This is a genomic window from Ruegeria sp. CJ2, assembly GCF_056536745.1.
In genome coordinates this window covers 109,521-125,393 of sequence record NZ_JBQFQF010000011.1, presented here as the reverse complement: position 1 = coordinate 125,393, position 15,873 = coordinate 109,521, and the positions used below count along the sequence as shown (strand labels likewise).

12 protein-coding genes are annotated in these 15,873 nt (G+C 59.3%); 7 read left to right on the top strand and 5 right to left on the bottom strand.

Annotated features, from left to right (window positions below; all coding sequences use genetic code 11):
* Nucleotide 1 precedes the first annotated feature (1 nt).
* From ACR0MS_RS16230 to ACR0MS_RS16210, 5 genes are read right to left on the bottom strand one after another with little or no spacing between them, the layout of a single operon-like run.
* Nucleotides 2-292 (bottom strand): hypothetical protein, encoded by a 291-nt coding sequence (locus ACR0MS_RS16230; protein WP_480575489.1) that lies wholly within the window; start codon nt 290-292, stop codon nt 2-4.
* Nucleotides 282-1,328: a hypothetical protein gene (locus tag ACR0MS_RS16225; RefSeq protein ID WP_480575486.1), complete on the bottom strand. Its 1,047-nt coding sequence runs from the start codon at nt 1,326-1,328 to the stop codon at nt 282-284. The genes ACR0MS_RS16230 and ACR0MS_RS16225 overlap by 11 nt, the downstream gene beginning before the upstream one ends.
* Nucleotides 1,325-1,735 carry a DUF4383 domain-containing protein gene (locus ACR0MS_RS16220; protein WP_480575483.1) on the bottom strand — a complete coding sequence of 137 codons (411 nt, stop codon included), beginning with the start codon at nt 1,733-1,735 and terminating at the stop codon, nt 1,325-1,327. The genes ACR0MS_RS16225 and ACR0MS_RS16220 overlap by 4 nt, the downstream gene beginning before the upstream one ends.
* On the bottom strand, nt 1,732-3,219 hold the full coding sequence (locus ACR0MS_RS16215; protein WP_480575480.1) for an FAD-binding oxidoreductase: 1,488 nt from the start codon (nt 3,217-3,219) through the stop codon (nt 1,732-1,734). Before ACR0MS_RS16215 ends, ACR0MS_RS16220 begins: the two co-directional genes overlap by 4 nt.
* On the bottom strand, nt 3,216-4,208 hold the full coding sequence (locus ACR0MS_RS16210) for an alpha/beta fold hydrolase (protein ID WP_480575477.1): 993 nt from the start codon (nt 4,206-4,208) through the stop codon (nt 3,216-3,218). The genes ACR0MS_RS16215 and ACR0MS_RS16210 overlap by 4 nt, the downstream gene beginning before the upstream one ends.
* Nucleotides 4,209-4,562: 354 nt before the next feature.
* On the opposite strand from ACR0MS_RS16210, the gene ACR0MS_RS16205 reads away from it, so the two are divergent.
* The 7 genes from ACR0MS_RS16205 to ACR0MS_RS16175 all read left to right on the top strand — a co-directional run bounded on the left by ACR0MS_RS16205 (nt 4,563) and on the right by ACR0MS_RS16175 (nt 15,869).
* Nucleotides 4,563-6,143, top strand: coding sequence for an ABC transporter substrate-binding protein (locus tag ACR0MS_RS16205; protein ID WP_480575473.1), 1,581 nt, complete (start codon nt 4,563-4,565; stop codon nt 6,141-6,143).
* Between the two features lie 128 nt (nt 6,144-6,271).
* Nucleotides 6,272-7,837, top strand: coding sequence for an ABC transporter substrate-binding protein (locus tag ACR0MS_RS16200; protein WP_480575470.1), 1,566 nt, complete (start codon nt 6,272-6,274; stop codon nt 7,835-7,837).
* A 4-nt stretch (nt 7,838-7,841) separates the two neighbouring features.
* Nucleotides 7,842-8,789 carry a glutathione S-transferase family protein gene (locus tag ACR0MS_RS16195; protein WP_480575467.1) on the top strand — a complete coding sequence of 316 codons (948 nt, stop codon included), beginning with the start codon at nt 7,842-7,844 and terminating at the stop codon, nt 8,787-8,789.
* A gap of 48 nt (nt 8,790-8,837) precedes the next feature.
* Nucleotides 8,838-9,815: an ABC transporter permease gene (locus ACR0MS_RS16190; protein ID WP_480575464.1), complete on the top strand. Its 978-nt coding sequence runs from the start codon at nt 8,838-8,840 to the stop codon at nt 9,813-9,815.
* Nucleotides 9,812-10,762 carry an ABC transporter permease gene (locus ACR0MS_RS16185; RefSeq protein ID WP_480575461.1) on the top strand — a complete coding sequence of 317 codons (951 nt, stop codon included), beginning with the start codon at nt 9,812-9,814 and terminating at the stop codon, nt 10,760-10,762. The genes ACR0MS_RS16190 and ACR0MS_RS16185 overlap by 4 nt, the downstream gene beginning before the upstream one ends.
* A 4-nt stretch (nt 10,763-10,766) precedes the next feature.
* The gene (locus ACR0MS_RS16180; protein WP_480575458.1) at nt 10,767-12,476 is read left to right on the top strand and encodes an ABC transporter ATP-binding protein; all 1,710 of its coding nucleotides are present in this window, start codon (nt 10,767-10,769) and stop codon (nt 12,474-12,476) included.
* 123 nt (nt 12,477-12,599) lie between these two features.
* Nucleotides 12,600-15,869 carry an adenylate/guanylate cyclase domain-containing protein gene (locus ACR0MS_RS16175; RefSeq protein WP_480575456.1) on the top strand — a complete coding sequence of 1,090 codons (3,270 nt, stop codon included), beginning with the start codon at nt 12,600-12,602 and terminating at the stop codon, nt 15,867-15,869.
* Nucleotides 15,870-15,873: the final 4 nt, after the last annotated feature.

Genomic DNA, 15,873 nt, shown 5'->3' with positions numbered 1-15,873 from the left:
GTCAAACCTTGGGCAAGGGCAGGCACCCCGGCAGGCCCGCAGGCAGAACCAACCGCGCACCGCTGGAATAGAGCGCCTTGGCAAAGCCCGGCGTGTCCGAGGCCACCGTCACGCTAAACCGCGACGCGGCCAGAACCGCTGTGTCACCCGGCAACCCGTCTAGTAACCTGTCTTGCGGCAGCACGACCACATAGGCTGGCGCTTCGTCCGTTAGCAAAGCCACGACCACCAATGTCGATAGCCAGCCCAGAACCAACAGGGGCAGGGCGATCAGAACGGTCCTAATAGTCATGGATGTGTTCCAGCGTCAGGCCAGAGCCCTCCAACTGACGCAGCCGTTCGGCAAGCTGCGGGACCTTGACCACGATCAGGTGCCGATAATCACCAAACCCCTGGCGCGGCGCACTGAAAACCGCACCTTCTTCGGTCGGCTGATCGGACAGGGCCGTAAACATGATGTCATCATTCCCCGCGATTTCGACCAGATCAACGCCATCGCGCGCCATATCGACCAGAAGGTTTGTCAATGCGCGATACCGGGGCGTTTCAATCTCGGTCCCGTCGGGTCCAGAGCCGATGACCTGAACATCCGGGTAAGCCGGAAGATTTTCGGGCCCGGTGACGATCATGCGCAGGGTCAGCTCATCCGCGCCAACCTGAGCGACCGCCTGTTCGATAAGGCCAGCATAGCCGTCTTTGGCCGTGTATTCGAACCCCAAGGCGATTGCGCGTTCGCTGTCACGCAATGACCCGCTGGATTGGTTCAACAGGTCCTGCGCATCCTCGGCAAAGGGCCATTTGTACCAAGGCACCTGTTGCAGAAACCGGGCATACTCTGCGGCCTGCTGCGCCGACAGATCATCCAGCGGCGCGCGCTGTGGCCCGCGCAGGGCTGTGAACAAACGCCCCAACGTCTCTTCATAGGCGGCCTTCAGTGCAAGCTCGGCCGTGAAGCTGGTGCCGATGACATAGATCATCTGCTTGGTCGCGGCATCCACCTCGCCATGGGCCGACGCGCTTTGCGACAGGGCGCAAAGCGAGCTCCAGAACCCCGTGATCCCCTGCCAGAATCCATAGTCATGCGGATCACCCTGCCGCAGAACCTCGGCATAATCCTCATAGGCGTGCACGATGTGCCATTCCGGATAGGTCATCAGCGTCCGGGTCTCAGGCCGGTGGTGTTCGGGCGGCAGCAGGGCGTCATAGGGCTGAAACTGCGCGGTTCCCTTGCAGCTTGTCTCGACATAGATGATCGGAGCAACCAGGCAGATCGCGACGACCACAATCAACAGAACCAGTCGGCGCATCCAGCGCAGAAGAAATCTCATGCCGTTCTCCTGATATCGCGCAGACCCGCCCAAGCCGCGATACCGCCCAAAGCCAGATGTGGAAGGTTTGCAAAAATACGTCCCATCGACAGGTCAATTCCCGCGGACGCGTTGGTGAAGATGCCCAGATCCAGATAGCCGTAACCCGTGAAGAACCCGAAAATGCCATCGCCCAGATAGGCCAGCCCGAACAGGATCAGAAAAGTGCGCGCAGCCCGGTGGGACCACAGCCCGGCCACCAGCGCCCAGACCGCCGAGGCGACGTGCAGCGCGTCGTCATAGATATCCAGTGCAAAGATCCCGAAGGCCAGACCGTTTTCATCCGTCAGGCCGGGGACATAGTTCAGCGATGCCGCGATCATCAGCGCGACGAAATATACAAGGCAGAGTTTTTGCAGATTTGTCATAATTGCCCCAGATAGCTGTCCCAAAGGTTGTTCCGAAGCACAAGCTGGGGGTCCAGTTGACGCTTGGCTTGCGCAAATTCCGGTGCCCGCGCATAGGCCGAGGTCAATTGATCCAGCCGTGCATGCGGGCGGTAGGGCAGGTAATATGCCCCCCCGATCTCGACAATCCGGTCTATCAGGGCCTGCGTCATCCGGGCCATGTCCGCCTCGGCGCGGTGTGTCATCTCTTGACTGAACGACATTACGGCGGCGATCCGGGGCTCGGACGCGAAAGACAGAACCGCCTGATCATCCTGCGCGACATAGCGCAGGGTGACATTCAGAAACTCCTGGTACGAGGCGGGGATCACCTCGCGGCAGGCGGTCAGGAAATCGTCGAACGCATCGAAACCCACGAAGTATTCGTGCAGGATATCGGTGCGGTCCGGGTTGCGGTCATCCAATGTGACGACCGGTTCGTTGATCAAGGAATTGCGGGTCGCGTCGCCGCCGCCCAGTGCGGGCCCAAGCGTTGTTTCATTCCACCAGCGGAAGCTTTTGAACGCTTCGCTTCCCAGTTGCGCCCGATACAGGCGGCTGGCCGCATGGGACATCCACCCCGAGCCCACTGCCGGTGGCAAATCGGTCTGGTCATCTGTTTCGCGATAGGTGATCAGCAGCGCGTTCTCAAAAAACGTCTCGCGTTCCACGTTGAGCCGGCCATAGGCCATCGTGACCGCCGGGTCGTCGATCGCGGATTGAAAGGCCGCCGCGAACTCCCGCGCCTCCATCACATCAAAAGACGGAGACAGGCGAGTGTTGGGAACCATTTCCACGTCCATATCGACGATGATCCCAATCAGGCCGTACCCGCCCATGCCAAGATTGAAAAGGTCGGTGTTTTCAGTGGGTGAGCATGTCACCATCTCTCCGGATGGCAGGAGCATCCGCAGCGATCGAACGGTCGAGCCCATCGGACCAAACGGAACGGGCCAGCCATGGGCATTGACCGAATAGGTGGCCGCGACGCCGAAATCATGGTTCGACTGCATCACCTTGGGCGACCACCCCGCCGGATCCAGCGCGGCAATCACTTGCGACCAGCGCGCACCGGCATGCGCGCGGTACGTTTGCGCGGCGCTGTCGATCTGCACAGCACCATTGTCAAAAGTAATTGCCGTCCCGTCGCGCGGAATGGCTTGCCCACCCATCGAATGGCGCGCTGCACCCACATTGACAGGGCGGCCCTCGGCGCTGGCTTCGGCCAGTTCGCTGCGAAGCGCAGCGATAAGCTGGTCCCCGGCGTCTTCGGTCAGAACAAGATGCTTGTTGACCGGCGTCGGTGACAGCCCGCTGGCGTCGTTCATGATGGTGTCTGATGCAGAGGCAAAGGTTCGGTTAGTCCCGTCATAAACCGGCAGATCAGAGCCTAACCAGCGCGAAAGCCCCCATCCGGCAAGCCCTCCGGCGGCAAACAGGGCGGCCCTTCTGGTGAAATTCGTCATGACTCGGCCTCATGTCCCTGCGGGTTGGATATGTTTTTCAGCATTTTGATCAATGTTTCCTGAAATTCTGAAGGGCTTTCTATTTGTGGAATGTGCCCGACCCCCGCGAGGGCCTTGTATTGGGCACCCGGAACCAAAGCGCGCAATTCCTCGGCCTGGTTCAGTGGTGTTACTGTATCCTCGACCCCCCAAATGATCCCAACCGGAAGATCGAGTGACCGCCAGTTTTCTGGCCGCGTGCTGAGCGCATCCTGCGGCGGGGTTAAAAGATGGGGCAACCAGTGCGCCACGGCTTCGGTATAGCCTTCTCGCCTCATCGGGGTTTGCAACAGGGCCACGCGTTCAAGCGTTGCTGCGGATTTGTCGTGGATGAACCCGCGCAGAAATATCCGGGTCAGCATGGGGTTGGATATGGTCGCGGCCGAAATATACTTGTTTAGGGTCTGATTCCGAAGAAAAACGGGTGTTGCTGTGTCGGGCTCATGTTTGCCCAGACCGATGGCACCGTTTACGACGATCATCCCGGACACAAGGTCGGGTCGGCGCATGACGGCTTCTACGACCGGACCCGCGCCGATCGAATGGGCCACAATAATCGGCGGTTCATCCAGCGCCTCTAGCAGGGCGCCGACACGCTCTGCCTGTTTTACACGGCCATACTCGGGCGTTTGCGGATATTCTGACCAACCGAATGGGGGCATGTCGAAGGCGATTGCGTGAAATCCGGCCTCAGACACCGCGTCAAGAGTGGGCTGCCACAAGCCTGACCAAGCGGCCGTACCATGCGCAAATACGACAGGGATATTCTGTGGCTGTCCGCGTTCCAGTACGAAAATAGCGCCCTCGGACGTGCCAATCAGCCGTCCCCCATCCGGCAAATCATGACCGAAGGCAAGTGTTTCCCGCGCGCCGGCTGCCAGTCGAAAACCGATTAGCACCACGGCAACAAGCAATAAGCCTGAAACAAAAACCCTGATAAATATCTTCATTGAGGTGATAGTTGTGCGCCTGCGAAAATAAAACAACCGCTGGAAAACCCTACTGCGGAATAGTGCGACCCTCAGGCCATACTGGGTGGCTCACCTGATCTTTGCACCAATATTCCCTTAGTTAGAGCCTGAATAATTTTCGATTTCCTCTTCGATTGAGCAATTGACAAATCCTTCGGGGTTGGGAAGCAGATTTGTTTTTTGGGCAAAACGGAATTTGTGACTGCATCAATTCAGTTTGGTCACAATCAGGTGTTGCAACTGTCAAAATGATCTGGATGATCATGGCCACCAGGACCGAAAAAACGGTCGGCCGTTGAAACGACGGCATTAACGAAAACCGGGGAGACTAAAATGATCCTAAGAAACCTGATGATTGCTGCCAGTGCGACTGCATTGATGGCAGCGGGCGCATCGGCAGAAACTCTGCGCTGGGCGCGCGCGGGTGATGCGCTGACGCTGGACCCGCATTCGCAAAACGAAGGGCCTTCGCACACCATTCGTCACCAGATGTACGAGCCGCTGATCATCCGCGACGTGACCGGCGCGTTCGAACCCGCGCTGGCGACCGAGTGGGGACCCAAGGCCGATGACCCGAATGTCTGGGTTTTCAAGCTGCGCGAAGGTGTGAAATTTCACGATGGCGCGGATTTCAACGCCGAAGACGTGGTGTTCAGCTTTGAGCGCGCCAAGCAGCCGAATTCGGACATGAAAGAGTTGATCGGCTCGATCACCGAAGTGCGCGCGGTCGATGATTACACGGTTGAGATCGTCACAGACGGTCCGAACCCGATCCTGCCGTCGAACCTGACCAACCTGTTCATTCTGGACAAGGGCTGGGCCGAGGCGAACAACACCGTCAACGTGCAGGACTTTGAAGGTGGCGAGATCACCTATGCCACCACCAACGCCAACGGCACAGGGCCATATAAACTGCAAAGCCGCGAGCCTGACGTGAAAACCGTGATGGTGCGCAACGACGACTATTGGGGCATCGACCAGTTCCCGATGGAAGTGACCGAGATCATCTATACTCCGATCCAGAACGCTGCGACCCGCGTGGCCGCGATGCTGTCGGGCGAGGTGAACTTCCTGCAGGATATGCCGGTGCAGGATATCGAGCGCGTCAATGGCGCCGATGGCCTGATGGTCAAGCAGGCCCCGCAGAACCGCGTCATCTTCTTTGGGATGAACCAGGGCTCGGACGACATCGAAGCGGACAATGTCGATGGCAAGAACCCTCTGGCTGATGTGCGGGTGCGTCAGGCGATGTCGATGGCGATCAACCGCGATGCGATCAAACAGGTCGTGATGCGCGGCCAGTCGCAGCCTGCGGGCATGATCGCACCGCCCTTCGTGAATGGTTGGACCGCTGACATGGACGGTGAATCCTCCACCGATCTGGAAAAAGCCAAGGCGCTGATGGCCGAAGCTGGCTATCCTGATGGTTTCTCGCTGCGGCTGGACTGCCCGAACGACCGCTACATCAATGATGAGGCGATCTGTCAGGCGGCTGTTGGGATGCTGGGTCAGATTGGTGTGACCGTGAATCTGGACGCCAAGCCCAAGGCGCAGCACTTCCCGCTGATCACCGACAGCAAGACAGACTTCTACATGCTGGGTTGGGGTGTGCCGACATATGACTCGGAATACATCTTCAACTTCCTTGTCCATGGTCGCGAAGACAATATCGGCACATGGAACGGCACAGGCTATCAGGACGATGCGCTGGATGCGAAGATCAAGTCACTGGCCTCCAACACCGATCTGGACGCGCGGAATGCCGATATCGCGGATATCTGGCGCGTGGTGCAGGACGAAGCGCTGTACATCCCCATTCACCACCAGGTTCTGAACTGGGGTATGGCTGACGGTGTAGGCATCGAAGTCGATGCGGAAGACCAGCCCAAGGTCAAATACTTCACCATGAACTAAATCGGTTCCAACAAGCTTCAGGCAGGGCGCGAGTTTCGCGCCCTGTTTTTTTGTGTCGACCTGAGAATTCCTTGCGCGTGCGCGAAAAACCAAGAACACTCGGCAGCAGAAAACAGGGAGACATCACAATGATCCTCAGAAACAGCGCCATTGGCCTGGCCCTTTTAGCTGCGACCAGCGTTCAGGCCGCCGAGTTCAAATGGGCCTCGACAACCGACCCGCAGACCATGGACCCACATGCCGTCAACTCGGCCCCGGTTCTGGGCTTTCTCAACAATGTCTACGAAGGGCTGGTGCGCCGCGGCAAGGACATGACGGTCGAACCCGCACTGGCCGTAAGCTGGGAGCCGATCGGTGAAGGCGATGGCTGGCGGTTCAAGCTGCGCGAGGGTGTGACCTTTCATGACGGCAGCAGTTTTGATGCGCAGGACGTGCTGTTCAGCTATCAGCGTGCCTCGGGCGAGGCCGCCGATACCCGCAGTTGGTTCGCCCCGGTCAGTGAGGTGATTGTGGTTGACGATTACACCGTTGACATCATGACCACCGCTCCCAATCCGCTGTTCCCGTCCTCAATCGCCAACTGGATGATCATGGATCAGGGCTGGACCGAAGCGAATGATGCGGCCGTGCCCGACAAGGAATCCGGCAACTATGCCACGATCAACGCCAACGGCACCGGTGCCTTCAAGGTGACCGCGCGGGAGCCGGGGCTAAAGACCGTGTTAGAGCCGCATGGCGACTGGTGGGGCGAGGTTGAGCACAACATCACCCGCGCCGAGTTTAACCCGATCCAGAACCCCGCGACCGCTGTGGCGGCGCTGCTGTCGGGCGATGTGGACATGATCAATCCTGTCCCGATCCAAGACGTTGCACGCCTGAAGGAAAACGCCGATGTCGACGTCATTCAGGGGATCGAGGCGCGCGTGATCATGCTGGGCTTTGACCACGAAGCCGAGGCATTGAAATACACCGATGATGCGGGCAACCCAAACCCGTTCCGTGACGTGCGCGTGCGTCAGGCCATTGCACAGGCCGTAAATGTCGACGCCATTCTCGCCACGATCATGCGCGGCAATGCCGAGGCCGCCTCGCAACTGGTCAGCCCGGCCATGAGCGGATATTCCGCAGCCAATGCCGACCGCCCGGCCTTTGATGTCGAAGGCGCCAAGGCGCTGTTGGCCGAGGCGGGGTATGCCGATGGGTTCTCGTTTGGCCTGAAATGCCCCAATGACCGCTATCTGAATGATGAGGCTGTCTGTCAGGCGATCGTCAGCATGTTGGCGCAAATCGGGATTACGGCTGAACTGGATGCCATGCCTGTCCGCAACTATTGGCCGGAACTGCGCGAGGACAATTACGACATGTACCTGCTGGGCTGGAGCCCGGGCACCTTTGACGCCGAGCACCCCGTTCGTTTCCTCGTGGCCACGCCGAATGAAGAAAAGAAACTGGGTAGCTGGAATTTCGGCGGGTACTCGAACCCGCGCGTGGATGAACTGCTGCCGATGATTCAGTCGGAGTTGGACGAAACCAAACGTCAGGCCATGCTGGATGAGGTGACGGCAATCTATCAGGACCACCATGTGTACGTGCCAATGTATGTGCAGCCCCTAGTCTGGGGGACCGGCAGCAATATCGACCTGACACAACGCCCGGATAACTTCTTCATCCTGCGCTGGGTGACGGTGAACTGACCGTATGGGTGTGATGATCGCCGGGGTCTACCACACGGAAGACCCCGCCCCGGACACAAAGCTTGACGGCGCATACCGCCGTCAGGCGTCAACCATCCGCAACGCGCTGCCGGACGGTGTCTTTGAGCCGGGTCGGTTCCACCTTTATGCCGCATGGAACTGCCCCTGGGCGCATCGGGTTTTGCTGACCCGGGCGGTAAAGGGTCTGGAAGACGTGATCACGGTTGCCTATGCCCGTCCGCGTCGAACGCCCGATGGTTGGGTCTATGACTCCGAGGGTGAGTATTCCGACCCTTTGTTCAACGCCACCGCGCTGCATCAGGTCTACGCCAAGGTTGAACCTGCCTATACCGGGCGGATCACGGTCCCTCTGCTGTGGGATCGTGCTGAAAACAGTGCTGTGTCCATCGAATCCGCCGATCTGGTGCGGATGCTGGGTACGCTTGAAGGATATGGCCCGAACCTTGCCCCGCCGGACAAGCTGGACCAGATCGACGACTGGAACGCAAAGATCTATCCGCGCCTGAACAACGGCGTCTATCGCGCCGGGTTTGCGCGTACGCAAGAGGCCTATGAAGCCGGGTTTCAGGACGTTTTCGCCATGCTGGACGAGATCGAATCGCATCTGGAAAACAACCGCTATCTCTGCGGAGACATTCTGACCGAAGCCGACCTGCGCCTGTTTCCGACGCTTGCGCGTTTTGATGTGGCGTATCACTACGCATTCCGCTGCAATTTGCGGCGATTGGTTGACTACCCGAACCTGTGGGGATATGCGCGCGATCTCTATGCACGGCCCGAGATCGGGCGGACAGTCAAGCCAGACATCTACAAGGCAGGGTATTTCTCACCATCCGAGCTGAGAAATCCTCTGGGCATTGTCCCGCTGGGGCCAGAGGTCGACTGGACGGCTCCGCAGGATAGACGGTCGCTGTTACCCGCGACATCTTGACCATCTGGTCAAGGCGTGCGTAGACACGAAGATCAACGGGGAAACTAAATGTTCGCATATATCGTCCGAAGGATGTTCCAATCCGTGATCGTGTTGCTGGTCGTGGGTCTGGTCGCATTTTCCATGTTCCGCTTTGTCGGCGATCCGATCGACAACATGCTGGGGCAGGAACGCACGCAGGCTGATATCGACCGCCTGCGTACCGAGCTTGGGTTGGATAAGCCCTTCCCGGTTCAGTATTTCAAGTTCCTGCAAGGGGCCGTTCAGGGCAATTTCGGTGTCTCGTACCGTCAGGGCCGCCCTGTTTCGACCATCATCGCAGAACGCGCGCCCGCGACGCTGGAACTGGCCTTTGTGTCGGGTTTTCTGGCAATTACATTGGGCATTGCCCTCGGTGTCTTTACCGCGATCCGACGACAAGGGGTGGCTGCGAATGTCATCATGACAGTCAGTTTGATCGGGGTGTCCCTGCCAACCTTCCTGATCGGGATATTGCTGATCTATATCTTTTCGGTCGAACTTGACCTTCTTCCCAGCTTCGGGAGGGGCGAGACCGTTATGATTGGCAACTGGTCCACCGGGTTCCTGACGACCTCGGGGCTAAAGGCGCTGATCCTTCCGGCGATCACGCTGGGCCTGTATCAGATGACGCTGATCATGCGGCTGGTCCGATCCGAGATGCTTGAGGTGATGCGCGCTGACTATGTCCGGTTCGCTCGCGCGCGCGGATTGTCGGATCGGGTGATCAACTTCCGCCATGCGCTGAAGAACACGCTGGTACCGGTGATCACCATCACCGGTCTGCAATTGGGTTCGATCATTGCTTTCGCCATTATCACCGAGACGGTGTTCCAGTGGCCGGGCGTTGGCCTGCTGTTCATCAACGCGATCCAGTTTGTCGATATCCCCGTCATGGCCGCCTATCTGATGCTGATCTCGGTCATGTTCGTGACGATCAACCTGATTGTCGATCTTCTTTACTATGCCATTGACCCGCGCCTGCGTGTCGACGCGAGGGCCACATGACCGATACTCTCGATACCCCAAAAGCACCCGAAAAGACGCGGTTTGCCAAGTTCTGGGACAGTGATTTTGCGTGGTCTTTCCGGCATTCGCCTGTTGCGATCGTCGCGACTCTGGTTGTTGTTGTTCTGGTGCTTTCGGCGATCTTTGCGCCGCTGATCGCGCCCTATAATCCGTTCGATCCTTCTTCGTTGAACCTGATGAATGGGTTTACGCCGCCCGGCACGCCCAACGCCTTTACGCAGGAAACTTTCCTGTTGGGGACGGATGACCAAGGGCGCGACGTGTTCTCGACCATCCTGTACGGGATGCGGATTTCCTTGTTCGTAGGGGCCTCGGCGGTGCTGCTGGCTTTGATCATTGGTGTTGTTCTGGGGCTGGTCGCTGCTTACTTCGGCGGCTGGATCGAGACGCTGATCATGCGGGTTGCCGACGTGCAGCTGACTTTTCCGGCCATTCTGGTCGCCATGCTGATCTTTGGGATCGCCAAAGGCGTCACCCCGCCGGAATACCGCGATGAGATGGCGATCTACGTTCTGATCGTCGCGATTGCCTTGTCTGACTGGGTCCAGTTCGCGCGCGTGGTGCGCGGCGCGGCGCTGGTTGAGAAAAACAAGGAATACGTTCAGGCCGCGCGCCTGATCGGGCGCGGGTCTTTCCCGATCATGTTCCGACATATCCTGCCCAATGTTCTCAGCCCGGTTCTGGTGATTGCCACCATCTCGCTGGCTTTGGCGATCATCGCCGAGGCGACGCTGAGTTTCCTTGGCGTGGGCGCCCCTCCGACCCAGCCCTCGCTGGGCACGCTGATCCGCATCGGGCAGGGCTTCCTGTTCTCGGGTGAGTGGTGGATTCTGTTCTTCCCGGCTTGCACCCTTCTGGCGCTGGCCTTGTCTGTGAACCTGCTGGGCGACTGGCTGCGCGACGCGCTGAACCCCAAGCTGCGGTGATTTCATGAGCCTTCTGACAATCAATGACCTGACGGTCGAATTCCCGACCCGCCGCCAACTGTTCACCGCCGTGGACCATGTGGACCTGTCGGTGGAACCCGGCGAAATCCACGGGCTTGTGGGCGAATCCGGGGCCGGTAAATCCACCATTGGCGCCGCCATCATGGGGCTGCTGGACCGCCCCGGCCGTATCGCCAGCGGTACGATCAAGCTGAGCGGTGACCAGATCAGCGGTATCGACGCCGAGGCGATGCGTGGGTTACGCGGCAAAAAGATCTCGATGATCTTTCAGGACCCGCTGACCTCGCTGAACCCGCTGTTCACCGTGCGTGAGCAACTGGTTGAGACCATTCAGGCGCATCTGGGTGGTTCGGATAGCGAGGCCAACAAACGCGCCCGCGATCTGATTGACCGGGTAGGTATCCCTGATCCCGATACACGGCTGGACCAGTACCCGCACCAGTTCTCGGGTGGGATGCGGCAGCGTGTGGTGATTGCGCTGGCGCTGTGCACGGAACCGGATGTGATCATCGCGGATGAACCGACAACGGCGCTGGACGTGTCCGTTCAGGCGCAGATTCTGGACCTGATCAAGGAACTCGCGACCGAACGGCAGGTGGGCGTCATTCTGATCACGCACGACATGGGTGTGATTGCAGACACCACCGACAAGGTGACGGTGATGTATGCGGGTAAGGTTGTCGAAAGCGGCCCGACATCGCAGGTTATGGGCCAGCCCAGCCATGAATACACCAAGTCCCTGATCGCCGCCGTCCCGCGCCCGACGCTCAAGCTGCACCGCTTTCCGCAGATCAGCTATGGCGGGCGCGAGACCCGCTTTGCGATCGAAGACATGGCCCGCCACTGGCCCAAGGTGGACAATGATACCAGCAAACCGGTGTTTGAAATCCGCAATCTGACCAAGAAGTTCCTGCAAAAGCGCGGGCTGCTTCCGTGGGATCGCACCTATTTCACCGCCGTCGACGATGTCAGCTTTGACATTCGCGCCGGTGAGGTGTTCGGCGTGGTGGGCGAATCCGGCTCGGGCAAGTCCACCGTGGCGCGGATGATCGCGGGGCTTTACCCTGTTGATGGCGGCACGATCACCTTCGAAGGGCAGACAGTCAGCGATCTGACCAATAAGGCCGCGCTGGATGCCTATCGGAAAAACATCCAGATGATCTTTCAGGACCCGTATTCCTCTCTCAACCCCCGGATGCGGGTGGATGAGATCGTGGCCGAGCCGATCCGCCATCACAAGCTGATGGACGGGGCCGATATCAAGCGCCGTGTGGATGAGCTGCTGGATCAGGTGGGCTTGGGTCATGAGGCCGGGCTGAAATACCCGCATGAGTTCTCAGGCGGTCAGCGTCAGCGGATTTCCATCGCGCGTGCCCTTGCCACGCAGCCGCGCTTTTTGATCTGTGACGAGCCCACCAGTGCGCTGGACGTGTCTATTCAGGCGCAGATCCTGAACATCCTGAAGGATTTGCAGGAACATCTGGGCCTGACCTTGCTGTTCATCAGTCACGATTTGCCGGTGGTGCGCCAGATGTGCGACCGGGTGGCGGTGATGAAACAGGGCAAGGTGGTCGAGCTGCAAGAGACCAACGATCTGTTTGCCAACCCGCAGACCGAATACGCAAGCGAATTGCTGCGCCTGATGCCCAAACTCGACGATCTGTCGACCGAAGGGCTGGAAGCAGAAACCTGACCCCAGCGCCCGGTAAACGGGCCTTGGGCTGCGCCGAAAAATTAAATTCGTTAACGATTGCAGACTCGGACGGGTCTGCTGTGCTACGCCTATGTCTGAAGTTGGGGGCTTCAGAGGGGCGATATGTCTCAGGACCTTAGGGACTGGCTAAGCGCACTTGGTTTGTCTGACTATGCGCAGGCCTTTTTGGATAACAAAATTGATTTCGCAATTTTGCCCGATCTGACGGGCGAAGACCTGATCGAAATCGGAGTGACCGCCGTCGGCGACCGCCGGCGTCTTTTGCGCGCGATATCCGAACTTGAGCGGGTCGATCTTGTTCAGCCCTATGAACCGCAAACCCCGCTTGAGCCCGCCAAGCGGCAGGTCACGGTCATGTTTGCGGACCTGACCGGGTTTACGCGGCTATCCAGCGAGTTGGATGCCGAGGACATGCACGCGCTGCTGAACGAGTTCTTTCACAAGGTGGATCACGTCGTCGAGAAGTATGGCGGCCGGATTGACAAACACATCGGTGACGCGGTGATGGCCGTATTCGGTGCGCCGATCTCGCACACCAACGATACCGAACGCGCGGCGCGGGCCGCGTTGGAGATTCATGCGGTTCTGCCCACACTGACCCGGCCCCTGTCCTGCCACATCGGGATTGCGTCGGGGCAGGTCATCGCCAGCACAACCGGCAGCGAGGCCCATACCGAATACACTGTCACCGGCGACGGGGTGAATCTTGCCTCGCGGGTGACGGATATGGCGGCGCCGGGTGAAACGCTTGTGTCACACGATATTCAACGCGCATTGGGGCCGCTTTTCGTGGGCGAGTCGATGGGCGCCAAGGCCATCAAGGGCCTGAACGAACCCATCGAGCTTTGGCGGCTGGATCGGATGGCGCGGAACATCCGCTCTCGCCGTCATCGGTTTGTGGGTCGCGAGCGCGAGATGTCTTTGTTCTCGGCCACGTTCGACCGGTGTCAGCGGCACGGCAAGGGCGAGGTTCATATCGTTCTGGGTGAACCGGGTATCGGTAAGACGCACCTGTCCGAACAGGTTGCCGAGCTTGCGGGCAGCTTGTCCTACGCCGTGCATACCGGTGTTGTCATGGATTTCGGCGCGCGTGAGGGGCATTCAGCCATTCAATCCGTGGCCCGCAGCATGTTGGGGCTTGAGGCAACCGACAACGCCGAGACCTGCGCGGAAGTGGCCAAAAGCGCGATTGGCAAAGGCTGGGTGTCACCATCCAATGCCACGCATCTGAACGCGCTGCTGGAGTTAGAGCAGGATCCCGGACTGGCCGAAGTCTATGCGGTCATGGACAATGCCACACGCCTGCGCGGGCGGCGTCAGGTGATCGACGAATTGATTGCCGCCTGTAGTCTGGACAGCCCGCTATTGATCCAGATTGAGGATATTCACTGGGCAACGCCCGATATCCTGACGGCTTGCGCCCATATCGCGGCCACAACGCGCGATCTGCCTTGCGTGCTGCTGATGACCAGCCGTGTCGAAGGCGACCCGATTGATCGCGATTGGCAGCTTGGCACCGAGGGCGCGCTGGTGTCGAAACTGGAACTGGCACCAATGGGGGACGATCAGGCCCGGCAACTGGTCGAGGAATTCACCGGCATCGACCCCGAACTTCTGGACGCCTGCGTGCGCCGGGCCGGTGGCAACCCGCTGTTTCTGGAGCAGTTATTGCGCAATATCGACGTGCTCAAGCGTGACTCGGTTCCCGGCAGTATCCAAGGCATCGTCCAGTCACGGCTGGATGCGCTGGACCCGCCCAGCCGATCCGCGATTCAGGCGGCCTCGGTTCTGGGGCAACGCTTCTGGCCCGAGGTTTTGAACTTCATTCTGGGTAAAGGGCATTTGGATATCTCGACCCTGATCCGGTCGGCCCTGATCCGCGAGGCTGGGGCAGACCTGATGTTTGCGCACGCCCTGATCCGGGACGGGTCTTATGCCACGCTGGTGAAGTCCGAACGTGCGCGGCTGCACCGCGAGGCCGCCAAGTGGTTTGAAGACCGGGATGCGACCCTGCGCGCCCAGCATCTGGATCGCGCAGGGGCCAGCAACGCGGCACAAGCCTATCTTGAAGCCGCCGAGAACCTGATTCAGGGCTTTCAATATGACGAGGCCAGCCCCCTGATCGAACGCGCCCTAGAGCTACCGGCCCCGGCTGGCGTTCGGTTCGACCTGTTATGCGCGCGCGGCGAAACGCACCGGTTGCAGGGATATTCGGAAGACGCGCTGCGAGAGTTCAAAGAGGCGGCCAATCTTGCCGAGACAGATGAACAGACATGCCGCGCCTATATCGGATTGGCGCAAACCGACCGGCAGGCGAGCCTGTACCAAGAGGCATTGGATAGTCTCGAAATCGCCGAAGCCGCTGCTGAATGCTGTGGGTCGGAACGGGATATCGCGCAGATCAACTATGTGCGCGGCAATATCTATTTCCCGCTGGGGCAGGTTGATAAGGCGATGGCCAGCAATGAAAAAGCCCTGACTCTGGCCCGTAAACTGCAATCGGCGCGGCTGGAGGTTGGCGCTCTGAGCGGGTTTGGCGATGCCAATTTCATGAATGCGACCATGCAGTCGGCGACCGGGTTTTACACGCAGGCCGTGGAACGCGCGCGCGAAGAAGGGTTGGTGCGGGACATGGCTGCAAACCTGCACAATCTCAGCGTTGCGCGCAGCTATTCCGGCGACGTGGCGCAAGGCAAGGTGGATGCGCAGGAAGCTATAGAGATTTCGCAGAAGTACTTTGCCTTTGTACCGGAATGTGTAGCCCAAACATGTCTTGGCGTGGCGCAGACCTTTTTGGGTGAACTGGACGGCGCGCTGGAGTCCTTTACCCTCTCGGCCGAAATTGCCGCCCGTGTGGGGGCCAAGCGGCTGGAGGCGCAAGCGCTGGAACATCTGGCGCGGACACAGGTCTATGCCGGGCAGATGGATCAGGCGCGCGAAACCGGTCAACGGGCCGTGGATATCGCGCTGGAACATGGGCGTAACTTCGTAGGGCCAAAGGCGCTGTCGGCGTTGGCCTTGGCTGAAACAGACCCTGACAAACAGGATCAACACCTGAAACTTGGCGCACAGATCATTGCCGAGGGCTGCGTCGGGCACAGCCATTTGCATTTCTATCCCGACGCAAGCGCCGTCATGCTGGCGCGGCAGGAATGGGACAAGGCCACCGAGTATGCCGAGGCATTGGCCCGGTTCACCGCCGATGAGCCTCTGCCGATGGTCGATCTTTCGATCCAACATACCAAGGTTATGGCCGCGTGCGGTGGTTGGGGCATCCCGCTGAACGCACATGAAGAGTTCGAGGCGCTGGGCGCGGGTTTCTCTGAGATGGGTATCACACAGTCCCTGGTCGGACGTCTGGACCAAGTTTGAAAGG